Source organism: Candidatus Cloacimonas acidaminovorans str. Evry, assembly GCF_000146065.2.
In the GTDB taxonomy this organism is placed as follows: Bacteria; Cloacimonadota; Cloacimonadia; order Cloacimonadales; family Cloacimonadaceae; genus Cloacimonas; species Cloacimonas acidaminivorans.
Genome location: NC_020449.1, coordinates 197,707 through 219,783 on the forward strand (window position 1 = coordinate 197,707; position 22,077 = coordinate 219,783).

General features: G+C 38.1%; 15 protein-coding genes. 4 read left to right on the forward strand and 11 right to left on the reverse strand.

Translation table 11 applies throughout. The annotated features are described in order from the left end of the window. The first annotated feature begins 1 nt into the window (after nucleotide 1). Entirely contained in the window at nucleotides 2-1,678 is a 1,677-nt protein-coding gene (gene ftcD / locus CLOAM_RS00850; protein WP_015423948.1) for a glutamate formimidoyltransferase, read from the forward strand. Nucleotides 1,679-1,890: 212 nt separating this feature from the next. On the opposite strand, the gene CLOAM_RS00855 is transcribed toward ftcD, so the two are convergent. From CLOAM_RS00855 to CLOAM_RS00900, 10 genes are all read right to left on the reverse strand, one after another. Beyond that, nucleotides 1,891-2,565, reverse strand: coding sequence for a uracil-DNA glycosylase family protein (locus CLOAM_RS00855; protein ID WP_015423949.1), 675 nt, complete (start codon nucleotides 2,563-2,565; stop codon nucleotides 1,891-1,893). A 177-nt stretch (nucleotides 2,566-2,742) separates the two neighbouring features. Continuing rightward, on the reverse strand, nucleotides 2,743-3,714 hold the full coding sequence (locus CLOAM_RS00860) for a hypothetical protein (RefSeq protein WP_044278760.1): 972 nt from the start codon (nucleotides 3,712-3,714) through the stop codon (nucleotides 2,743-2,745). 25 nt (nucleotides 3,715-3,739) lie between these two features. Next, a complete protein-coding gene (locus CLOAM_RS00865) occupies nucleotides 3,740-4,000 on the reverse strand; it encodes an RNA-binding S4 domain-containing protein (protein ID WP_015423951.1) in 261 nt (86 codons plus the stop codon). A gap of 73 nt (nucleotides 4,001-4,073) precedes the next feature. Continuing rightward, the gene (locus CLOAM_RS00870; RefSeq protein WP_044278761.1) at nucleotides 4,074-5,273 is read right to left on the reverse strand and encodes an acetate/propionate family kinase; all 1,200 of its coding nucleotides are present in this window, start codon (nucleotides 5,271-5,273) and stop codon (nucleotides 4,074-4,076) included. A gap of 357 nt (nucleotides 5,274-5,630) precedes the next feature. Next, entirely contained in the window at nucleotides 5,631-6,203 is a 573-nt protein-coding gene (locus tag CLOAM_RS00875; protein ID WP_015423954.1) for a hypothetical protein, read from the reverse strand. Further along, a complete protein-coding gene (locus CLOAM_RS00880) occupies nucleotides 6,200-7,207 on the reverse strand; it encodes a T9SS type A sorting domain-containing protein (RefSeq protein WP_044278762.1) in 1,008 nt (335 codons plus the stop codon). Before CLOAM_RS00880 ends, CLOAM_RS00875 begins: the two co-directional genes overlap by 4 nt. A gap of 692 nt (nucleotides 7,208-7,899) precedes the next feature. After that, a complete protein-coding gene (locus tag CLOAM_RS00885; protein ID WP_015423957.1) occupies nucleotides 7,900-8,778 on the reverse strand; it encodes a DUF2156 domain-containing protein in 879 nt (292 codons plus the stop codon). A 3-nt stretch (nucleotides 8,779-8,781) separates the two neighbouring features. Continuing rightward, the gene (locus tag CLOAM_RS00890; protein ID WP_044278763.1) at nucleotides 8,782-9,198 is read right to left on the reverse strand and encodes a GNAT family N-acetyltransferase; all 417 of its coding nucleotides are present in this window, start codon (nucleotides 9,196-9,198) and stop codon (nucleotides 8,782-8,784) included. A gap of 191 nt (nucleotides 9,199-9,389) precedes the next feature. Then, complete coding sequence (locus CLOAM_RS09540) at nucleotides 9,390-9,551, reverse strand: hypothetical protein (RefSeq protein ID WP_157859982.1); 162 nt, start codon at nucleotides 9,549-9,551, stop codon at nucleotides 9,390-9,392. An 804-nt stretch (nucleotides 9,552-10,355) separates the two neighbouring features. Further along, nucleotides 10,356-13,556 (reverse strand): S41 family peptidase, encoded by a 3,201-nt coding sequence (locus CLOAM_RS00900; protein ID WP_015423959.1) that lies wholly within the window; start codon nucleotides 13,554-13,556, stop codon nucleotides 10,356-10,358. 196 nt (nucleotides 13,557-13,752) lie between these two features. On the opposite strand from CLOAM_RS00900, the gene CLOAM_RS00905 reads away from it, so the two are divergent. Genes CLOAM_RS00905 through CLOAM_RS00915 form a run of 3 tightly spaced genes read left to right on the forward strand, consistent with a single transcriptional unit; the run spans nucleotide 13,753 to nucleotide 15,753 of the window. Then, nucleotides 13,753-14,697, forward strand: a complete 945-nt coding sequence (locus CLOAM_RS00905; protein ID WP_015423960.1) for a CsgG/HfaB family protein — start codon at nucleotides 13,753-13,755, stop codon at nucleotides 14,695-14,697. Beyond that, nucleotides 14,681-15,055 carry a DUF4810 domain-containing protein gene (locus CLOAM_RS00910; RefSeq protein WP_044278765.1) on the forward strand — a complete coding sequence of 125 codons (375 nt, stop codon included), beginning with the start codon at nucleotides 14,681-14,683 and terminating at the stop codon, nucleotides 15,053-15,055. The genes CLOAM_RS00905 and CLOAM_RS00910 overlap by 17 nt, the downstream gene beginning before the upstream one ends. A gap of 11 nt (nucleotides 15,056-15,066) precedes the next feature. After that, nucleotides 15,067-15,753, forward strand: coding sequence for a GNA1162 family protein (locus tag CLOAM_RS00915; protein WP_044278766.1), 687 nt, complete (start codon nucleotides 15,067-15,069; stop codon nucleotides 15,751-15,753). 771 nt (nucleotides 15,754-16,524) lie between these two features. Here the strand turns inward: CLOAM_RS00915 and CLOAM_RS00920 are convergent. Then, on the reverse strand, nucleotides 16,525-22,077 hold the full coding sequence (locus CLOAM_RS00920) for a nidogen-like domain-containing protein (RefSeq protein ID WP_015423963.1): 5,553 nt from the start codon (nucleotides 22,075-22,077) through the stop codon (nucleotides 16,525-16,527).

Sequence of the window (22,077 nt, forward strand, 5' to 3'; positions counted from 1 at the left end):
TATGAAACTGATGGAATGTGTTCCTAATTTCAGTGAAGGAAGAGACAAGACAATTCTGGATGCCATTGCAACTGCCATTAAAAATGTGAAAGGGGTTGCTTTACTGGATATTGATCCTGGAGCTGATACTAATAGAACCGTTTTTACAATGGCTGGAGAACCTGAAGCAGTTGTAGAAGCAGCTTTTCAGGCAATTAAAAAAGCAGCGGAACTAATTGATATGAGTAAACATAAAGGAGCTCATCCCAGAATGGGAGCTACGGATGTTTGTCCCTTTATTCCAATTTCTGAAATGACTATGGATGAATGCGTTGAATATGCCAAACAATTAGGAAAAAGAGTTGGCGAAGAACTTGGCATACCTGTTTACCTATATGAATATGCAGCCACCAAAGAGGAATGGAGAAACCTGTCTAATATCCGTAACGGTGAATATGAAGCATTACCCGAAAAGGCAAAAGACCCTTATTGGAAACCTGATTTCGGTCCTCATACCTTTAATGCCAAAAGTGGAGCTACTGCCATTGGAGCCAGAGAATTTCTCATTGCCTACAATATAAACCTCAATACCCGTGATAAAAAGAAGGCAAGTGAAATAGCTCAAATAATTCGTGAAAGCGGAAGACCCGCCAGAGATGAAAACGGTAAATTGCTGAAAGATGAAAACGGTAACCCAATTTATATTCCAGGTTTATTTTCTCATTGTAAAGCGGTGGGTTGGTTTATTGAAAGTTATGACCGCGCTCAAATAAGCATAAACCTGACAAATTATAAAATTACCCCTCCTCATCTGGTTTTGGAAAAAGTGCGGGAACTGGCATCTGAAATGGGTATGCAGGTTACCGGAAGCGAACTTGTAGGTTTAATTCCCAAATCCGCTTTAGTGGAAGCTGGGAAGTTTTACTTACAACGCTTACAGGAAAGCACCGGCATTCCGGAAAAAATGATTATGCAAACAGCTATTCAATCAATGGGACTGGCAGAACTGGCTCCCTTTGATCTAAATAAAAAGGTTATTGAATATGCCATTGCCGGAAAAGACCTGCTGGTAAACCTGAAAGTAGATGCCTTTTGTGATCTGCTTTCTACAGATGCACCTGCTCCTGGAGGAGGAAGTGTTTCTGCTCTTTGTTCTGCTATAAGTGGAGCTCTTTCTGCAATGGTAGCTAACCTCACAATCGGTAAAAAGGGCTATGAAAAGGTAACTGAAGAAGCAATGAAATTAGCTCCAAGAGGACAGGAAATCAAACAAAAGTCACTGGAAGTTATTGATAAAGATACCGATGCCTTTTTTGCTTTGATGGACGCAATGCGTTTACCAAAAAAGACAGAAGAGGAAATTGCATATCGGAAAGCGCAGATTGAAAATTGTACTCAACAGGCAATTAATGCGCCTCTGGAAACAATGCGGTTGGCATTTTCCGCTTTAGAGCTTGCCTCCAAAATAGCAAAAATAGGCAATACTAATGCTCTTTCCGATGCAGGAGTTGCTGCTTTAACAGCTTTCTGTGCATCTCAATCTGCCTACTATAATATTTTAATTAATATCCCCGGAATTACGGATGAGGAGTTTAAACAAAAAACCCTTGCCGAAGCAAAAGAACTGCTGGAGAAATGTAAGATTATTGCTGATAGTGTAGAAAAATATGTTTGTGAACAGTTAAAAAGTAAAGGGTGAACGGGTTAACAGGTTAACAGGTGAGACCCACGATAGGCATAGTGACCAATTAAGCATTTGTGTTATAGCTATGTTTTTTTCCTTCCTGCGAAAGCAGGAATCAAGATAAAACTCAGCAATACAGAAAGAAACAGGGTTGCTGAATGCTGATTTTCTCCATAATTTTAGTCCTTTTTTTTTCAGGACAACTAAACCCTCACATTCTTCATTTTTCATTCGTCATTAGTAATGGCTTGCTTGTATATCTGTGATACCTGTTGCAGAAATTCAGTTTTATTGGCATAACGCATAACACTTCTAGCTGAAGGAGAAGGTAAAATCCCTATTTTTATTTCCCGTTGGGGATTATTTTTCAGGACAAGGGAATTACCATTATCTCTTATTTCAATAAGATTATAATGTTTCTGCTGTTTCAGATAATCCATAAGCCAATAGTGAACTCTATTTTTGCTGGTGCATAAGATTTTTGTAAGAGAAGAATTATTATAAAGAATTCCTAAGATATCCTGATATTCCAGAACCGTTAATTTATAGTCCTCTGCGCTGGTTCCTTTTCTGCTAAACTTTAATAGGATATCTGCCATTCCGAGTTGATTTCGGGCTAAAAAGCTCTGTAGAAAATCAACCTGACAAGCTGTTTTAATTTTTCTGTCTTCTTCCAATGACCTCAAGGAAGAGATCTTATCTATTTTATCCGGTTCAAAAGCGTTAAACAATATTTCCCAAAGGAGGTTACTGTTACTACCGTAATAGTAGTCCATATCCTTATTTTTCAGGTCATTAGCATTACCGGTACAAAAACGATAGGGAGGTGCACTACCTAAAAGCAGAACTTTAGCATCTTTTGGAATAAAAGGTTTATAGGGATGATTTTGCATTTTCTCCATATCATAAACTCCTAAAAAGTGTAGCTGGAGGACGCTGTTCCTCCGCTTTTTTGGAAAACCCTGTTCTTATGTTTTTTCCCATTTCCAATAAACCTTGTAGTTACTCTATTATTAAAAAAAATTAAAATTAAAGCGTAGCTACAGTGAGCTCTGGCTACACAAAAAGGTGAGCTATGTTTACATTTCTGTTTCCTCATCTTCGGGCAAAGGTAAATCGGGAAGAGAGGCAAGTCGTTTTTTTCTAATTCGCCAGGCAATAATTAAAATAACAGGTATTAATAAAGCCAGGAGGGCATTTATACTCCAAAACAGATACTGGTAGCGCAGATGTTTAATATATTTTGCATACTCCTTGTGAAAGTCATAAAAAGTAGTATGAAAAGCGCGGTTAAAGCAGTCGGTAAAAGGTGCCTGCAGATTTTTTCTATGGTGCTGAGCTACCATTTCCCAAAAGGAATTCCACTGTTCATTTTTCTTATTTTTCAGATAGCTGATTGCCATTGTGGAAGAAAGATAGAATAGGGACCAATCCTCTTTTTTTTCTGGGTAGCTGTAACTAAGCCGAAAGAGGTCGCTTTTTTCCCCTAAAAAGCTCTGCTGTAGGAAGTATAAATATTGTTCAAAACCCATTTGCCGGGAATAATGAGTTGCCATTCCTTCGTGAAACCACAAAGGTGTTTGCGTAAAGACCTGTTCCAGATACCAGTGAATATATTCATGCATTAGAATTTTGCGGTGATTTTCCTGAATGGAAGCCAGGGGTTTTACATAAATTCTTTTTTCGGTTCCGCTATAGAAAGCATCGCTGAATTCCACAATTTTTGCCTTACCCAAAGCCAATGTTTGATAACTTCTATTATTTTCAATCAGATAAACCGGAGCAAGAGCATCCACATAAACGCCCAGTTCCATCTGAAAAGAATCAATATTCTCATCCATTGCTTTCAGCATTTCTGCCAAAGGTTGGGAAACAGGATTTTGAGCATAAATCGCCAAGTTATTGGTTTTAAGCTGTAAAGGATAGCTGGGATAAAGAAACCCCGTTAGGCATAAAAGAATAAACAGCAAAAAATGCCTTTTCAAGTTTTGGTTCCTTGTTTTTTTTAACAGTGAACGGCAAATTCCATTTTGACACAAGGAATTCGGCACTCCGATATCCTTTAAAAGTATATTTTCAGGAAAGGTCTTCTTTACGCAATAATTCGTAATAGCGGGTAGCGTCCTTTTTAGCTACATTTCCTTCCGGGATTTGGGTTATCCTAATTTCGTGTTCCGCATTATACAAGCGGAAAATTATAATATCTCCTGCCTTTACATCTGCAGAGGCCTTAGCCGGTTTTCCGTTAATAAGCACCAGATTTTTATCGCAGGCATTTTTAGCTATGGAACGGGTTTTTGTCAGACAGAGTTTATGCAAAAGCACATCAATGCGCATATTTATCCTTCCTGCTTAAAGTTCAAGAGAGCTCTTTCCGAAAGGAAAAGCCCTTTTAACAATTCATTATTTTTCAAGAAAGTAAGCGTTTTGTCTCCCGCGCAATCATCAATTCTTCGTTAGTGGGTATTTTCAGAACCGTAACCGAAGAATCATTTGCGCTTAAAACTTGAATTCCATCAGTCCGTTGGGAATTTTCTTCCAAATTTAATTTTATGCCTATAGCTTCCAGATCACGGCAAACCTGTTCACGCAAAATAGGCATATTTTCACCAACTCCACCGGTAAAAACCAAAACATCCAATCCGTTTAAGACGGCAAAATAACTGCCAATGTATTTCTTAATGCGGTAACAATAGACATCCAATGCCATAATTGCTTTGGGATTGTTTTTTACTAAAACCTCATTTTCAATTTCCCGCATATCATTGGAAATATGACTTAAACCCAACATTCCGCTTTTTTTGTTCAAAATATTGTTTACTTCGTCCACACTTAATCCCAGTTGTTGTTGTAAATGAATCGGAATAGCAGGGTCAATATCTCCGCAGCGAGTGCCCATCATTAAACCTTCCAGCGGGGTAAAACCCATAGAAGTATCAATGGATTTGCCGTTTTTGATGGCAGTCATTGAAGCTCCATTTCCCAAATGACAGGTAATAATTTTTAAGGATTCCAGAGGACGCTGTAAAAATTCTGCCGCTTTCAAACTTACATATTTGTGGCTTGTGCCATGAAAACCGTAGCGTCGGATTTTATAATTTGTATAAAGCTCCAAAGGCAAAGGATACAAATATGCCATAGCAGGCATTGTTTGATGAAAAGCAGTATCAAAAACACCGCATTGAGGACAATTTGGCATATTTACTTTCACGGCTTCAATCCCTTTCAAATTGGCAGGATTGTGTAAAGGAGCAAGGGAAACACATTCCTGCATCACTTGAATAACATGCTCGGTAACTTTTACTGCATCCGAATAATGTTCTCCGGCATGCACCAAACGATGGCCTACAGCATCAATTTCGTCCAAACCGTTTAAAACGCCATTGGCAGGATCAATCAGAGCTTCAAGAATTAGTTGCAAGCCCTGTTCGTGATTATCCACCACCATTTCCCGTTTCTTTTTGGTGTATTTCTCACTTTTATAGGTGAATAGAGCAATATCTTCCCCTATTTTTTCTACGATACCTTCCGCCATTAAGCTCTCTGTTTCCATATCAATAAGTTGATACTTTATGGAAGAGCTGCCGCAATTCAAAACTAAAATTCTCATTTTTCCTCTTTTTTCCATTTATTTTTTTTCTCAAAGTCCTGTTTATGAGCTATATGTCAAATAGTATTTTCTCGGTTTTCCCTTCCCTATCAGCTAAGAATTTTATTTATAGTAAGTTATAACCAATAGAAGGGAACATTTCATTCTGTTTGTTTGCTCCTTTTCGGGTAAACGGGAGTGTATTAAGTATAATTTTCTACTTTTTTCCGCTCTTTTTTCCTTTTCTTTAAAGTTATATAGATCAATAAGATCCCATATCTTTCCCATATCGCGATATGGGAACGATATGGGAATCATATCGGAAGGATATGAGTGTTGGCTAAGTGCGAAAAGTTATCTTTATAGGTTTCTATATAGTTAGTTCTGATCTTCCGGAGGAATAGTTTGGAATGTAACCTCAAATTCCTTTTCGGGAGCAAAATCAAAAAATTCCCAGATATAATTCCTGCCCTCTTGTTTCTGCAGAGGGAAAGGAAGAGAGCTTATTTGCACATTTATGCCCGGATGCAAAGTATATTTGGCGTAAGGTAAGGGTCTGCCCCAGGAATTTGTTGTGGTGATAATATATTTAGCATAATTGCTTTTAAGGGTTTGAGTGTAATCAAGGTGCAAAGAACAAAAAGAAAGAGCAGGCAGAGAAAGGAGAAAAGTGAAACCGTTCTTTGCTTGATTTAGCATAGTTACTACTCCTTCCTTGTCATCTTGAACAGATAATGCTTTAATTTTAGGAGGCAAGCATAAACTATCACTGGGAACAGGAAAAAAGATCAGTTTGTGCGTGGAAAGCGAATCGTAATTGGCAAAATGAAATAGACCATCCATTTCCCATAAATCATTTTCCAGATAGAAATTAAGCTCTTCCGCTTCAAAAGTGAGAGCGGAAAGCATCATAATTTCAGCTAATAACAGCAGGAGAAAAGCGTATTTCACTTAAGTATAATAAGTTTAGCTGTCCCCAATGCCTTACCTTGATTTGTAAGACGCACAAAATAAATACCACTGGAAAGCTTTGGCAGCTGCCATTCAATTTCATTTTGGTCATAAACTTTTTCCGCAAGATGGCGTCCTTTCAAATCGTATAAAACAAGTTCTGCCTTGCCTGTAAGCTTGGTATCATAAGAAATTCGGATACTTTCGTTCCAATGAGGATTTAATACGGAAGGATATAGATGGAGTTTTCCTGCAGGAATAGAAACGATATTTTCTTCCACACTAACAGGCAATTGCACAGAAAAGGGAATAAGAGCTCCCGGTTCAGCAAAAAACTGAGTATTAAAAGCTATTTCATTGGTAATAGGATTATTTACCCAAATCTGCGTTTTCATTGGATAAAGCTCCCCGGTAGCAATTCCTGCACTATTAGTAATCGCTGGATTTATAAAAATACCTCCGGCGGATTGACTATTATAAACTGAAACTCCAGCAACAGGTAAACCGCTTAAATCGGTGCATTCAATCCTATAGGTGAACCTGGCAGAACAATAATTCGGTCCGCAAACAGCCGGCGAAACATCTTTTGCCCAACCATAAACATTGTCACCAATAAGATTGGAATAAAGTATTTGTACCGCACATTGAGTTCCATTTAGGGGACTTAAATCGTTCTCCAAACCCGTTCCCCAATGAACTGTCTCTTCATATAGCTGAGGAATTCGGATAGTAAAAAAACCACTTGCAGGTATGTTAACACTCTGTGGCACATTAATTTGCTGAACAGTTACGGCATTGGGATTAACCTGAATGGTAAGTGAGTCCTCGGCATCCAGATAAATTATTTCTGCTGTCTGAAATGTACCCACAAATGCAGAAAGCTCAATCTCCAATACATTTTCCTGCTCAAACCAAAATCTGCTGATCAAATTTGGCACGATGGGATTTGACCAAGCGGGAATAATGGTAATAAATAATATTAAGACCAAGACGCTGCGTTTCATTTTTCTTACCTCCTTGAGCAAACACTAAAAATTTAGCACAAATATAAATAAAGCAATTTTTATTCCCTAATTAACAAAATAAGTAGGGGTTAGCTTGCATAGAACGCCAGGATTTTATCTATCCAGAAGCCACTGAAAACACTGAGAGCACCGAAAATAATTATAATTTGATAGTGTTTATATAATTTTTATATTCATAAACCGTAAATAATAGGGAAAAAATTTCGTCGGAAGGGCAAGAAAATAACAACAGGTTTTGAACCTTGTGCACAAATGAAAATGATGAGCTTTAAAAAGGGGATATCCCGTAACTAAAAGTTAGTTACAAGATAACTCCTTTTATCTATGGCTGATCAAAGAAAAAATATCGGGAGTTGTCACTGTTGAAAAAACTTCTATAATACCCGCAACATCTTTAGGCACTGAGGAATTACAGCAATTTGTTTATAGGATAGTTGCTGTCGGCATCAACTATGGATAATATTATATCCCTATTCATAAATTCTAAGCTTAAGAAATAATTCCTGCCAACTCTAACGGGATTGTTAAGATATAGCTTTTCAAAGGGAAAATCATATTAAGGGAAAATTATGAGCAATGATTGCTTTTAGGGAACAGATATAATGTATGTTTCACCTTTCTATCTTTCCAACTTTTCGCTTTTCACTGTTCACCATTTACCTTTTCACTGTTCACTTAAGATTGGTAACCAGGAATTTGACTAAAAACTCCGGTTGATAGGAGAGTTTTGCCTGTCTTAAACCTTCCAGACCAAGGTCTTGTTCCCGGTTTAAATATTTATACCTTTTTTGGAGATATTTTGCTGTTTCCCAATTAACTAATTGAGCAGCGCCTTTTTTCTCCGGGTCAAATTTTTCAAAATGTTCCGTAACCATATCCTGTGTCTGAGGTGAAAAAATAGAAAAGGCAGCAATTTTATCGTGCAGGCAAATAATTATTCCTTCCGCGGGTAAAAGGTCCCACATTGCCAGAGTGTTTTCAATTGCCTTAATTTCCGTCATTAAATAAATACCTTCTGCACTGCGTTCCCTTTTCCATTTATAGGTAAAACGCAACAGGACCTCAAATTTATCGCTGGTTACAGGCAAAACTTGATAATCGGGATAGGCACGAATAAATTGGGAAATAAGGTTCTTCTTTTTTGCCAACTTTTTACCGGAAAGCTGAACTAATTTATCTATTTGATAAACATAATCTGCCCAAGCTCTATCTTCCCGCACCGTAAAATAATTATCCAGTTCAGGATTTTTGGCATAATACTCTTCCGGAATAATGATTAATTCCGCTTCGGGATATTCCTGCTTGAAAAGAATTACTAAATCAGCCAAGTCCTTTGGAGTGAAATTTTCGCCTAAAGGAAAACAGACATTCTGATATTTGGGATTGAAAATTACCAGGTTATCCTGCCACAAAAGATAATGATTCCGATAAATCTTTCCCCAGGCAAGGAGATTGGTTAAATTGAAGTCACAATTTCTTCTCGGATAACGGGTTAAAAATTCCTGGAGCAGAGGAATATGCTCTTCCGTGATTAATTGCAAATCCTTCATCTATTATTCACTTAACAAAAATGGAGTGTAGGAAGTCATAACTTTAAAGCCCAAACCCTGATAAAAACTCTCATAACCAGGTTCGCTGATAAGTCCTATCCATCTCAGATTATTTTCTTTTAGAAACTTTATCAATGTGCGCATAATTCCTTTGCCGATACCCTTACCCCGATATTCCTTTTGCACGGTTACATCCTGAATATAAGCATCACTTATTCCATCACTGATAGCTCTACCCATACCGACAATTTTACCATCTAAGATAGCAATAACAAAACAAAAGGAATTGGCAACAATTTTAGCAATAATGTCTAAGTCGTTATCACTGCTTTCTGATTGCCACCATCCGGCTTGTTGATATAGCTCTAAGATAGCTTTTGTATCCGTTTCCTGCACAATTTTATAATTTACCTGTAACATCAATATTTACATCCTTTTAGCAGTTAGAGTTTATATTCTGCAAAAGTAAACTATAGATGGATGAACTGATTTTTGTCAAGCTCCGTTTTTGTACCTCTCACAGATTTCACAGATTTCATAGATTTCACAGATTTCACAGATAAAAGATTATAGCACTGATTTAATGGATTTTTAATGAGGAATACGGATTTTTATTGATAATTCACAATTCTACTTTCCTCTCTTTTTCTCTTTGTGAATATCTCTCTTTTTCTCTTTTCCTCATTGTTTAAATTCCTCTTTTTCTCTTTTCCTCTTTGTGAATCTCTCTCTTTTTCTCTTTGTTTAAAAATTCTCTTTTTCTCTTTGTTCAAAATCCTCTTTTCTTCTTTTCCTCATTGTGAATCTCTCTCTTTTTCTCTTTTCCTCTTTGTGAATCTCTCTCTTTTTCTCTAAGAATAAAAAAACCCCTTCCTTGGGAAGGGGCTTAGGTCTTTGACTTAGGAGGTCGCACATTTGTGACTTTTGGGGGAAAAGTCACTAACCGGTAAGGGGGCACCGGTTTTTGAGATTCGTCTATTTTTAAAAGCATAACCTATGCCAAAAGGTTAATATCTTATAATCGCTTGCTATTCATACAGATATAGAATAGTCAATTATTTTATAAACATAAAATTGTGGAATTATTTACCCATTCTGTTGATATTATTCCTCAATCTGAGTTTTCCTCACAGGGATTTCACAGATGAATTTAACACCGAAAACACCGAGGACACTGATAACACCGAGAAAAAATTAAAGAATTACATCCGTGAAGCCATTTTTGCTAAACTATTAGCTTTAACGACTCCTGAAAGCGTATTCGGAGCTTGCAGTAGCTCCGCGGTTTTAATATTTTTTTCAGTGACTACTTTTCCACTTTTTGCGGAGGAAAGGCGTTCTCCGGTTACACAAAGAAGTCATATCTCTTTTCCTCTTTGTTGAAATTCTCTCTTTTTCTCTTTTACTCTTTTTCTCTTTGTTGAAATTCTCTCTTTATCTCTTTTCCTCTTTGTTTAAATTCTCTCTTTTCCTCTTTTCCTCTCTGTGAATCTCTCTCTTTTTCTCTTTTTCTCTTTGTGAATCTCTCTCTTTTTCTCCGTGTCCTCAGTGATCTCGGTGTTAAAAAATCTCTCAGCTCAGGGTAAGGTCTTGCGTGGTATCTTGCTAAAGTCAGGTTTTAGCGGAGGATTTTTCTTTATTTCTGCCAAGCAGGTTTTAATAGCAACATCCAATTGCGGATCTTTACCTTGAACATAATCCTGAGGCATAATATCCACTTCAATATCGGGATCGGTTCCGTAATTTTCCACTCCCCAACCTACATCCTTAAACCAAAAACTGAATTCCGGTTGAGTTGTAATGGTTCCATCAACCAGCCAATGCCGGGGCCAAATTCCAATTACTCCACCCCAAGTTCTTTTACCAATCAGTTTTCCCAATCCCAGTAGTTTAAAACTGTGGGAGAAAATATCGCCATCGCTGCCGGCATGTTCATCCGTGATACAAACCATAGGACCCATTGGAGCATTGTCCAAATAAGGATTATCATCCCACCAACGGGTTTTATCGTAGCCGATTCTTTTACGAGCCAATTTTTGCAAAAGCAATCCGGAAACGCTGCCTCCTCCATTATTACGGACATCAATAATCAGTCCTTCATAATCCACTTCTGCCAGAAAATAGCGATGAAATTCAATCAAGCCATCTTTTTGCATATCCGGAATGTGGACATAGCCCAGTTTACCTTTAGAAACCTTATGCACATATTCACGGTTAGCTTCTACCCAATCACGATAACGGGCTTGCAATTCATCTTTCATTGTAGGAATGGTTACCACTTTTTCTTCTTTGTTATCGGGACTGGAAACTGTTAACTGAACTTGTTGTCCGGCTAAATTCAGAGTTAACCTTTCCGGAGGAATCGTTTTAGTGACAGGAATTCCGTTTACGGCTTTAATTATCCAACCCTCGGAAACATTCAATCCTGGGTTCATAAAAGGCGAACGATTTTCGCTTAGCCAGTAGTCACCTTTTAAAATCCGGATTATTTCATAACCCTTTTTGCGGGCATTATAGCGATAATCAATTCCCAGTTTGCCAATGCGGTAATTGGGACTTTGACGATAGTCACCGCCAAATTCATAACAATGGCTGGTTCCCAATTCGCCTTGCATTTCCCACATCAAATCGGAAAAATCACTTCTGCAAGCACAACGCTCAACTATAGGATAGTAGCGATCAAAAACCTTTTGCCAATCAATTCCTGCCATATCTTCCACCCAATAATGTTGTGTCTGTAAACGCCAGGCCTCTTTGAACATCTGTTGCCATTCCTGGATAGGCACAATTTCCACAGAGAATCTATTCAAATCTATATAGCCACTCTTTTTGCCGGGTGTTGCATCAGCAGGCAATTCCGCTTTGGGTTCAAGCTTGGCAGAAATAACGCGGACTTTATCTTTTTGTCTGATTAAAATAGCAGAGCCATCCTGGCTAAGATCATAATCGGTAATATCTTTAGCATAAGTCCAACCCTCCAGTTTGTTCAAATCATAGCACATCAGATCAAACTTGGATTCTTCATTCATACTGTCTTCCAGAGGTACATTTACATAGAACAAGCGGTCTTTGATTGCACCCAGACCTCCGATAATTCCTGGCTGAACCGGAAATTCTATTAAGCGGTCGCAGATACCGTCAAAATCAATTTCTACGGGTTTAACTTCTTCTTTTTGTTCTTTCTCTTCTATCTTATCCTCTTTCTTTGGGATTTCCGGTTTTGTTTCAAAGGGCTTGGATTCTGGAATAAAAGGAGAACGCAGGTCTTTTCTTAGCGGAATCAAATAGGGCTTATAGGAATTGGGATAAATGAAATCAAACTGAATACTATCCCGTAAAGGGTTTAAATTGCGCACCGAGGCAAAATAGAGATACTTACCTTCCGGATCAAAAACAGGGACAGTATCATTTAACACGGGTTTACTTACTATATGCGATTGATTTTCTTGGCTGTCCCAAATAATAATATGGCGGGTGTTTCTATCACGATTTATGCTATAAGTAAGCCAGCGTCCATCCGGTGACCAGTTAAAAGCCCAAATTAAACCAAACCCGTTACGGTCTATATTTTTAAATTCTTTGCTTTCCAAATCCAGAACTATCAGCTCACAACGGTGATTTTCAATAGCAACCAGCGAGCCCTTCGGAGCCGGAACAAAATTTGTAACTCTGCCTAAATCGGGATTATCAATAATCACCACTTCTTCGGAAACCTTTTCAAAGTCCTTACGCAAAGGGTGAATTTCAAAACGCTCATAACCGGGCTCATCGGAAAGCAAAAGTAGATGTTTACCATCGGGCAAAATTTGAGGCAGACGATAACGCACACCCTGTTTAAAACCATATTGTTGCACACTGCCTTCCCAATTTCCACTCACTAATGCTTTTCCGCGCAAGGCAAAGGAGATGGAACCTCCATCGGGAGAAAGATATATATCCTCCAAATTTTTAGGAGGGCTGACAAATTTGTGTTGCCTTTGTACCATCGGGCTGCTATAAGCAAAAGACAATTTTCGGGGTTTGTTTTCTTTAATGTCCATCAGCCAAAGGTCTGCTCCTGCGTGCCAGATAATACTTTTGCCATCGGAATATGCACCGCGGGCATAAAAGTCCTTATGATTGCTGTGTTTTTGCAGGTCTTTCCCCTCCGGAGTGCAAGAATAAATATTGCCAATGCCTTCGTGATCGCAAATAAAGTAAATCCGGTTACCAATCCACATAGGATGAGCAAAATTTCCTTTCAGGTCAATCAGTTTCTTGAATTTGCCATCGCCATTTTTATCCACTAATAAATAACCGGCTGTTCCACCTCTATATCTTTTCCACCTTGCCGGGTTGCCTGTATTTCTACCTAAAACAACTCCTTTTTCACCAAAAGAAATATGGGTTGCTCTTCCATAAGGTAGTTCAACCGGAGATCCACCTTCGCTATCAATTTCGTAAAGATTGTAATGCTGGAGAGGAGAACTGTGTTGAGAAGCGAAAATAATTTTGCTGCCTTTCCATCTAAGCGTATAAGGATAAGCTCCCAAATAAGTTAAGCGTTTTGCTTCGCCACCTTCAGAAGGCATTATATAAATTTCGGAAGTTCCTTCTTCTGTGCTGGTAAAAGCAATTTGTTTACCATCAGGAGAAAATTGAGGATAGCGAATCATACCCAAATTAGCAGTTAGACGCCTGGCAACTTTATCTTTTAAGTTAAAAGTCCAGAGGTCATCTTCAGCAATAAAGACCACTTGATCTTTATATATTGCGGGTTGACGATAATACGCATTCATAGGGATGCTCCTTTTTCTGATAAAATTTTGACTGTTTAGTTAATGATTTGAAAAAGGATATTGCAGTCAAGAAGTTTATTAGAAGCTTAAAAGTATAATTGCTTGATAAGGTACACAAAAAATATAATATTCTTTTGCTTGAATTAACTTCTTGCATATAATATCTGTATATGATGAAACAAAAGGGAGATAAATTATGACTAAAATCCTGTACTTTCTCTGTATTGGTGCTTTACTTATAAGCGCCTGTGCTCAAAATCAAGCTCCTGCAAAAGTGGAAGTGGTAAATCTGATGCCAGCGGAAAAGCAAATTACAGATGAACAGATTCATCTGAAAAAGAAAATTGCCATCGGACGGTTTACCAATGAAACAAGATTAGCAAACAGTTTTCTGAACGAAGGTAGCAATACGGGAAGCAGAATGAGCAAAGCAGCCAATGATATTTTAGCCAGCAAACTGGCAATAACAAATCGCTTTATCCTGATTGAAAGACAGGACGAACTTATTTTGGATATAAATCAGCAAGTTGCCGATATTGCTCAATATCATATTCCTGCTGATTATATAATTTTGGGTTCTATAACTGAATTCGGAACCAGCAATACCGGTAATGTGGGCTTAATAGATCGCACTAAAAAACAAACCGCTTTTGCTAAAGTTAACTTGAGGATATTGGATACCCATACCGGAAGAGTAATTTACGGTGAAGAAGGTGCCGGTGAAGCTTCTACTTCAACTTCTACTGTTTTAGGAATGGGTTCACAGGCAGGTTATGATACTTCTCTTGCCGATAAAGCAATTGATGCAGCTATTAGTAGTGTGATAGATAATATTGTAGCTAAGCTTTCTCAAGATAAATGGCGTTCTTATGTTTTGCAGCAGGAAAACAATCAACTGATTATTTCGGGCGGTGAAAAACAAGGAATTAAAGTGGATGATGTCTTTAGCGTTTACCAGCGCGGAAAAACAGTTATGAATCCCCAAACAAACATCCCTATTGAACTTCCGGGTAATAAAATTGCCAGTATCAAAATAACTAAACTTATACCCGGGGATGAAATAAGCGAGGTCTCTTATGCGGAAATTATTGAAGGGCAGGTCGTTGGAGACCTATCCTCACTGTATGTTTGTGAACAATAAGAAAGCGAATTTGCGGAAATTTTTGGGTTTAGGAATTCTTATTGTTTTAGGAGGGTGTGCTGTAAGTCCACCTTATGTTTATTATGGAAATACTTCACATAACTATTATCGTTATGTTAAAAAACGCGATGCCAATTCTTTGGAGCAATATAAAAAGTCCCTTGAATATGTTTTTGATTATAGTGAAAAAAAGGGAATAAAAGTTCCTCCGGGACTGTATTGCGATTATGCTTTAATAATGCTTACCTTGGATCATAACGATTTAGCGAAAGAATATTTTCAGAAGGAAAAAGATAACTGGAACGAATCTCAACCTTTGATGGATTTTCTTCTGCAACGGTATCATTTGAAAGAGTGAAGGAGCTACTAATGAAACGGATTATATATCTTTTCCTTTTTCCTATAGTGCTTTTATATTTTTCCGGCTGTGCATATCAGGAATATACTTTGTTGGATGCCTATCCCAATCTTTATGAAAATCCTCCGGCATCTATCTTAATTTTACCTCCCGTAAATAAAAGTACTGCGGTTGAAGCCAAAGAATATTTTGCCTGTTCACTATCTGAAGCAATTGGAAGTAAAGGATATTATACTTTTCCTGTTGAAGCTGTTTTTACGGTGTTAAGAGATGAAGGTTTATACGATACTGAAATCTACACTCCCGAGCTTCTTACCAACCTCTATAAATATTTTCAGGCAGATGCAGTGTTACTAACTTCTATAGAAAAATGGGATAAAACCTGGTTTTTAACCTCAGGGAACTTACAGATAGATGCTAAATATACACTATTAAGCACCACTACCGGCGAAAAAATCTGGGATTTTACTTCTCACACGGATGTTGAATTAACTTCCAGCAGCGATAATTTACTGGTTTCAATGTTGGAATCTGCCATCAAAACTGCAGTAGAGGATTATTTTCCTAATTGCCTTGCTGCTAATAAAGAGACAATGAATAGGGGCTTACCTTATGGAAAACACCATCCTCTTTTTGGCACTGATACGGCGTATAGTATTCCACCAGGAAAGACAGTAGATATTAAAATTAATAAATAAAGACCGTTGAATAATTGGCATATTAAAGTAATGTTTAGATAATTCAAAGCTTCTCCCCTTTGTAGTTTGCTAAAGCGTATTTAGTTAGATATAAAAATTATATTTTATCCCATAATAACTATTGGACCAAGATGAAAAAGTTCCAACGGAACCTTTTTTACTCTGGTTTCTTTTCACCGGGTTAAAAACCCGTTGTTAGTATCTGTCGTTCCTACGGAACTCTTTCTCGGGTAAAGAGATAATAACTCTATTGCTTGCTTTTCACCGGGTTAAAAACCCGTTGTTAGTATCTGTCGTTCCTACGGAACTTTTTCCCCAATAAATATAGTATTTTAGGTTCTTTTCTTATCACCGGGCTAAAAACCCGTTGTTATTTACCTGTCGTTCCTACGGAACTTTTTCCCCAATAAATATAGTATTTTAGGTTCTTTTCTTATCACCGGGCTAAAAACCCGTTGTTATTTACCTGTCGTTCCTACGGAACTTTTTCCCCCAATAAATATAGTTTTAGGTTCTTTTCTTATCACCGGGTTAAAAACCCGTTGTTATTTACCTGTCGTTCCTACGGAACTTTTTCCCCAATAAATATAGTTTTGTAGTTTCTTTTCTTATCACCGGGTTAAAAACCCGTTGTTAGTATCTGTCGTTCCGACGGAACTGATATTCGGAATCCTGGAAATCCCATTTATCCTGTTTATCCCATACCTATTCTCATTTTTAATCTGCGTCATCTGCGTAATCTGCGTGAGTCCTTTTTTTCTTCACTATTCTTCATTTCATAAGTAGTATTTTTCTTGTCAGCTGATTATCCTTCGTTTTCAAGCGGTAGAAATAGAATCCGGAAGCAACTTCACGACCCTGTTGATCAGCTCCGTTCCAAACAGCTTTATGTGCACCGGAAGGTTTATTTTCGCTTACTAATCTCTTGACCAATTGACCTTTCAGGTTATAAATTTCCAAAGTAACAAAGCTTTCGGCAGGAAGGTTATAACTGATTGTAGTTTCCGGATTGAAAGGATTGGGATAATTGCTTGCAGAAAATACTTCTCTTTCACCACTATCATTGGCGAGAGGAATAACTTCCAGGCATAAAGGAATTAACCAGGGTTCTCCTTCTGAGTGAAAGATTTCTACATTCAGCAGGAAATCCTCATTTCTTAAATCAACAGAGCTACCATCGGCAGGATTTACAATGCGGAAAATATAACCCGCAGGAATCTTTTCTGCACCTAAAGCACTGATGCGGATTATATCACTAAAAATTCCATCTTCCAGCATATTTTCCAGGTTGAGTAATAAATTCCAGCTCCAGGAACCATCCCTGCTATTTTTTATATCTCTGGTATAAAGTCCGGCATTATTTTCCCAATCATTATTGCAAATACTGAATTGCAGTATTCCGGTTTGCGGGAAAGGGGGATTGGGAATTTCAGGAATATCTAATGGATCAAGAGTATCTTTTGCTCCTTCGCCAACGCCTAAAATAATAGCATCACCTTTTTCTCCTGCTTTGGCACTAAGAGAAAACTCCCATTTCAGTTTGGGACGGGAAACTACATTGGGGATATCACTTACGAATGGCTGATTTTCATTTTCCTGACGCGCTTGTGAAGGATAATTTAAATATAAATGAGCATCCTGAACTCTGGCTTTCACAAAAAATCCACTCCACGGCTCAATAACCTCGGGATGTTCGGAATCAATAAAATAATAACTATTGGTCACATAATTATACTTTAGCAAACCAACCAATATTCCCTCTCCCAAAATGATACCATTATTCAGACCAATAGGAAGATCGTAAGGATTAGCTAAAAGATACCAGCCGTTATTAGGACTCTCGGTTCCATCTAAAACAACATTATAACTGCCATCATCCATTAAACCGTAAACATCTATCGTTGCAGGAGTGGCATAAGGATTGCGTACCCAATAACCTATTCCGGGACGCACAAGAGAAGGAATAACATAGCTACCGGTGTAACTCATATCAATATGACCTAAGGTATCAGGTGGAGCAGATGGATTTAATTGCACAATGGAAGTGTAAGTTGGAGCCACATAAAAAGGAGAAAGATCATCCGCAAAAATGCTTACAGGAGTGCTATAGGTCTCTCTTGTCAAATATGGTACACCCATCATATTCCATCCAGGATGCATAGTATAAGTTCGCACTCCTGCTAACACCTCAAAATCAAAAGGCATAGCTCCAATGCCTTGATTGGCAAGAGGAGAACGCGGTTTCAAATAGAAATTACCTTCATCAGGGGCTACAAATAGAGGGTCTGCATTCAGATTACCCGTTCCCGGGAATACACCCTGAGTATAAGAAATATCACTATTGCTAACAGGTATATTGCTATCTTCCAGGATAACAGGAGTATTTAATTGTTCTCCATTAGTCCAGATAACATTATGCGTAAAGGTGCCGTTACTACTACCCGTAGCATATAAACCAGTATTTAAACCCCAAATTGTGTTATGAGCTATTTGCGCGTTTTGCACTGTTTGCAGAAAAATACCATTACCACTCAGATTTCCCTGTCCAACCTGCACTTTCGGATAAATGATATTTTTATTTAAAGTTATTCCTGCTAGGTTTTTTAATACTACTCCCTTTAAGGGTTCTCTCAAAGTGCTGCTGGTATTGCGAATGCGGGTATTATTTAAAGATGGAGTTGTCCTGTTAAAAGGCATTCCAGTTCCTTCATAATAAATGCCGGTAGTGTAATCTTCTACATAAAGAGAATCCATAGTCGCCAAAATCTGACCGTTAAAGTTTATACCCTTCGTTTCAGTTCTTAAGGTACTGCTGGTATTGCGAATACGGGTATTATTCAAAGAAGCTGTAGTAGTTAAAAGTCCGGAACCGTCATTAGTAATTTCTAATCCCGTGGGGTAACCGATAATGGAATCGTTTGTTATTGTTACACTACCGATATTCATCATTACTAAACCTTTAGTTACGGAACGAAGTGTACTGCTCGTATTTCTAATCCTGGTATTATTTAGAGAAACAGTTGCACGGTCAGAAAACATTCCATTGCCTTCATAGTAAATTCCTGTAGAATATTCATCTATATCCAGAGATTCCATAGTCGCTAAAATATGACCGCTAAAGTTTATGCCCGTGGTTTCAGTTCTTAAAGTGCTGCTGGTATTACGAATACGGGTATTATTCAAAGAAGCTGTAGTAGTTAAAAGTCCGGAACCGTCATTGGTAATTTCCAAGCCGGTGGGATAACCGATAATGGAATCATTTGTCATAGTGACTCTGCTGATATCAATCATTTTCACACCTTTGGCAACAGTGCGCAAAGTGCTGCTCGTATTTCTAATCCTAGTATTATTTAAAGAAGGAGTGCTTCTATAATCGGTTGTTCCTAAACCATTCCAATAAACACCATAATCGTATTCCTGAATATCTACATTGTTTACAGTTAATCCCACAGCTCCCAAAACATCCAGTCCGTGACTTTCCGTCCTAAGAGTACTGCTGGTATTGCGAATGCGGGTATTATTCAGAGAAGGACTGCTGGCAACTCTTGCTTCATTTTCAAAAACAATGCCCATACTATAACCAATCACCTGCACATTATTTAATACCATATTAGATGCGCCTTGCACTTTTAGTCCAATTTCTCCGGTAAATATTTGGGTTTTACTAATCAGCAAATTGGTAATTGTGAAACTGCTGTTTATAATCTTTAAGCCGACTACAGCATTATAGATATTGCAGTTATTGAAAGTTACAGGAGAAACGGGAGAATGCAGAACAATTCCTTTCCAGCCCTCTGTTTCACTTCCGGAAAAAGTAGCTCCATTAGCAGAAATTGAACCCCAAACCTCTAAACCTGCTTGCGGACCAAAGTTTACTATCACTCCATTATCAATAATAAGAGAACTCCCTTCCGAAATAGCAAGGGTAGCTGAATAATAATAGGGTGAACCATCTAAGGTCAGATGAATTTGGGTATTGAACATTGCTTCTATGGTTTGTGAATAGCTGTCACTTTCGCCATTTTTATACACAGTTAGCGTTACAGTATATAAACCTGGAGTGTAATATATATGATAAGGATTGGGTTCAGTGCTGGTTTGTCCATCTCCAAAATTCCACAAATAGGAATCAGGATTTCCACTGCAGTGTTGATGAAATTGCACCTGGGTTGAGTTTAGAGTATTAGTTATGGTAGCTGTAAAATATGCCGTTAAGTGCATTGTTCCCATAGCTAAACCCGTAGGATCAGGCAGGGTTAAATTCTGCTGAGTGCCATTTTCCAGATTGATATTAACTAAAATGTTGTTGGCTTCTGCGTCAAAGTCAGCAATATATGCCTTACTGTTATCCGTGCTTAAAGCCAAAACATCCACTCCATAATATCCACCCTCCGAATAAAAGGGAAGATTAAAACTCTGCTGCCAAACCAAGCTACCATTTCCCTGCACATTATACTCCGCTAATATATCATTGGAGCTACTATATTCTCCTATTAAGGCAATTTGTCCATCTGAAGAATAAACAGCCGATTGAGAACTTACTCCCAGGTTTTGTATTACATCTATAGTATTATCAGCATTAAGTTTTAGGACTTTAGTATCGCTATTATGAGAACAGGCAATGGCAAAATTCCCACCAGGACTAATAACTGTATTCAAACAGGACGCTACAGGAATAGAAACACCAGAATAGGATAAATTGCCGGTGGCAAAATTTAAAAGATACTGATGCACATAACCATTAGTGCAATCATTTATTAGGACTTTGCCATCAGGACCTATAGTTACCCCTTGAGCACAATGAGGATAAATATCCAAAACCTGCACAGTGGTTCTGGACTGTAAATCCAATACAGCAATATATGTGTTTGAAGGGCCACCATCGGCTACAATAGCATAACGGTTATCAACACTCAAAGTAATATCCTCCGCAGGGAAACCCAAATTATAAGAAGCAGCGATTGTCGGTTCCAGTAAGTTGCTAAGGTCTATTTGGTAGACGGTATCATTATTAAAATTGGAGACCAGGGCAAAATGCCCATCGGAGGAAACCACTACATCTACAAGATAACTATAACCCAACTGACCTTGTAAAAAAGGACCAAAGACCTCATTGGTAGCTACATCTACCATATTGATACTGGGTGAATTATGATTGGTAACTATTAAAAAATCTCCCAAGCGAGGAATAATCCTCACTGAAAAGCTGGCTACTGTTGATAGAGAAGGAGTCCCATTATCAATAGCGGTAATGGTTATCGTATGCAAACCTACATTATTGCGTAAACCGTTAATCGTCAAATTGATATAACAAGGATTTCCGGAAAGAATATCTGCATAAAAACCGGCTGTAAAATCACTTTGCACTTCCGCATAAACAGTATTTTCCGGAGCAGGAGAAGAAGCATTGATATGTAACTGAATGCTTTCTCCTTCCTGTATGTTAACCGTCTCTGCAGGAAGGTTACCAAAAACAGGAGGCAGGAAATTTCCCTGAATAGCAGTAAACCTGAATAACTGGTTATCCAGATAGCTAACCCCTGAAGGTGCTCCTCCAGGACCATAATAGTCAATGCCTTCATGGTCAAATCTGCCAATTAAACCATAGTAAATTCCATCGCCTTTGTTTAAACCAACCGTTGCCGGAACTCCTCCAAAACCATTCTCACCTCCGGAAGCATCTCCAGTTGTCCATTGCATATCTGCATAACTGAAAGCAACATTATAACCCAACCCGACAACAGGGTCCCAGCCATTGGTCAAAACAAGTTCAAAGGTATTTACTCTATCGGTATGATTAGAAAAATAGCCAACGGCATTCCAGATTACCGTTACTCTGTTGGATTCCATTTTGTAAAAGACCTGACCACCTGACCTTGTATCTACATCTGCCCAAAAAGGAGCCAGCATCGGAAATCCGTTTACCGGAAATCCATAAGAAGTGTAGGTACTGTAAGGATTGCCAAAGGAAACATTCCCATTGTTGTTGATGTAAAATTCCGTGTAAGTAGTTCCATAAAAATCAAAAGCAAACGGCAATTGAATCACGGAAGTGTAATAATCATCATTCCCTTCCATTGCCAGCTGGAAACTATCATCCAACGGAATTAAAAGACCCTCCCTCTGTTGTCTTTGAAACACCAGAGGAATTTGTTCCCCTTTTGGCACATTGGAATATACCGGTGGCTGAACAGGTATTTTACCTATCAAACCCTCTTTGTAGTCCTGATATTCTTTGGAAGTTACAGGATAGGGAATTGTTTGAGCGCTAACTAATACTGCTGCAATTATAAACAGCAGAATAACAAACTTTCTTTTTGCCAT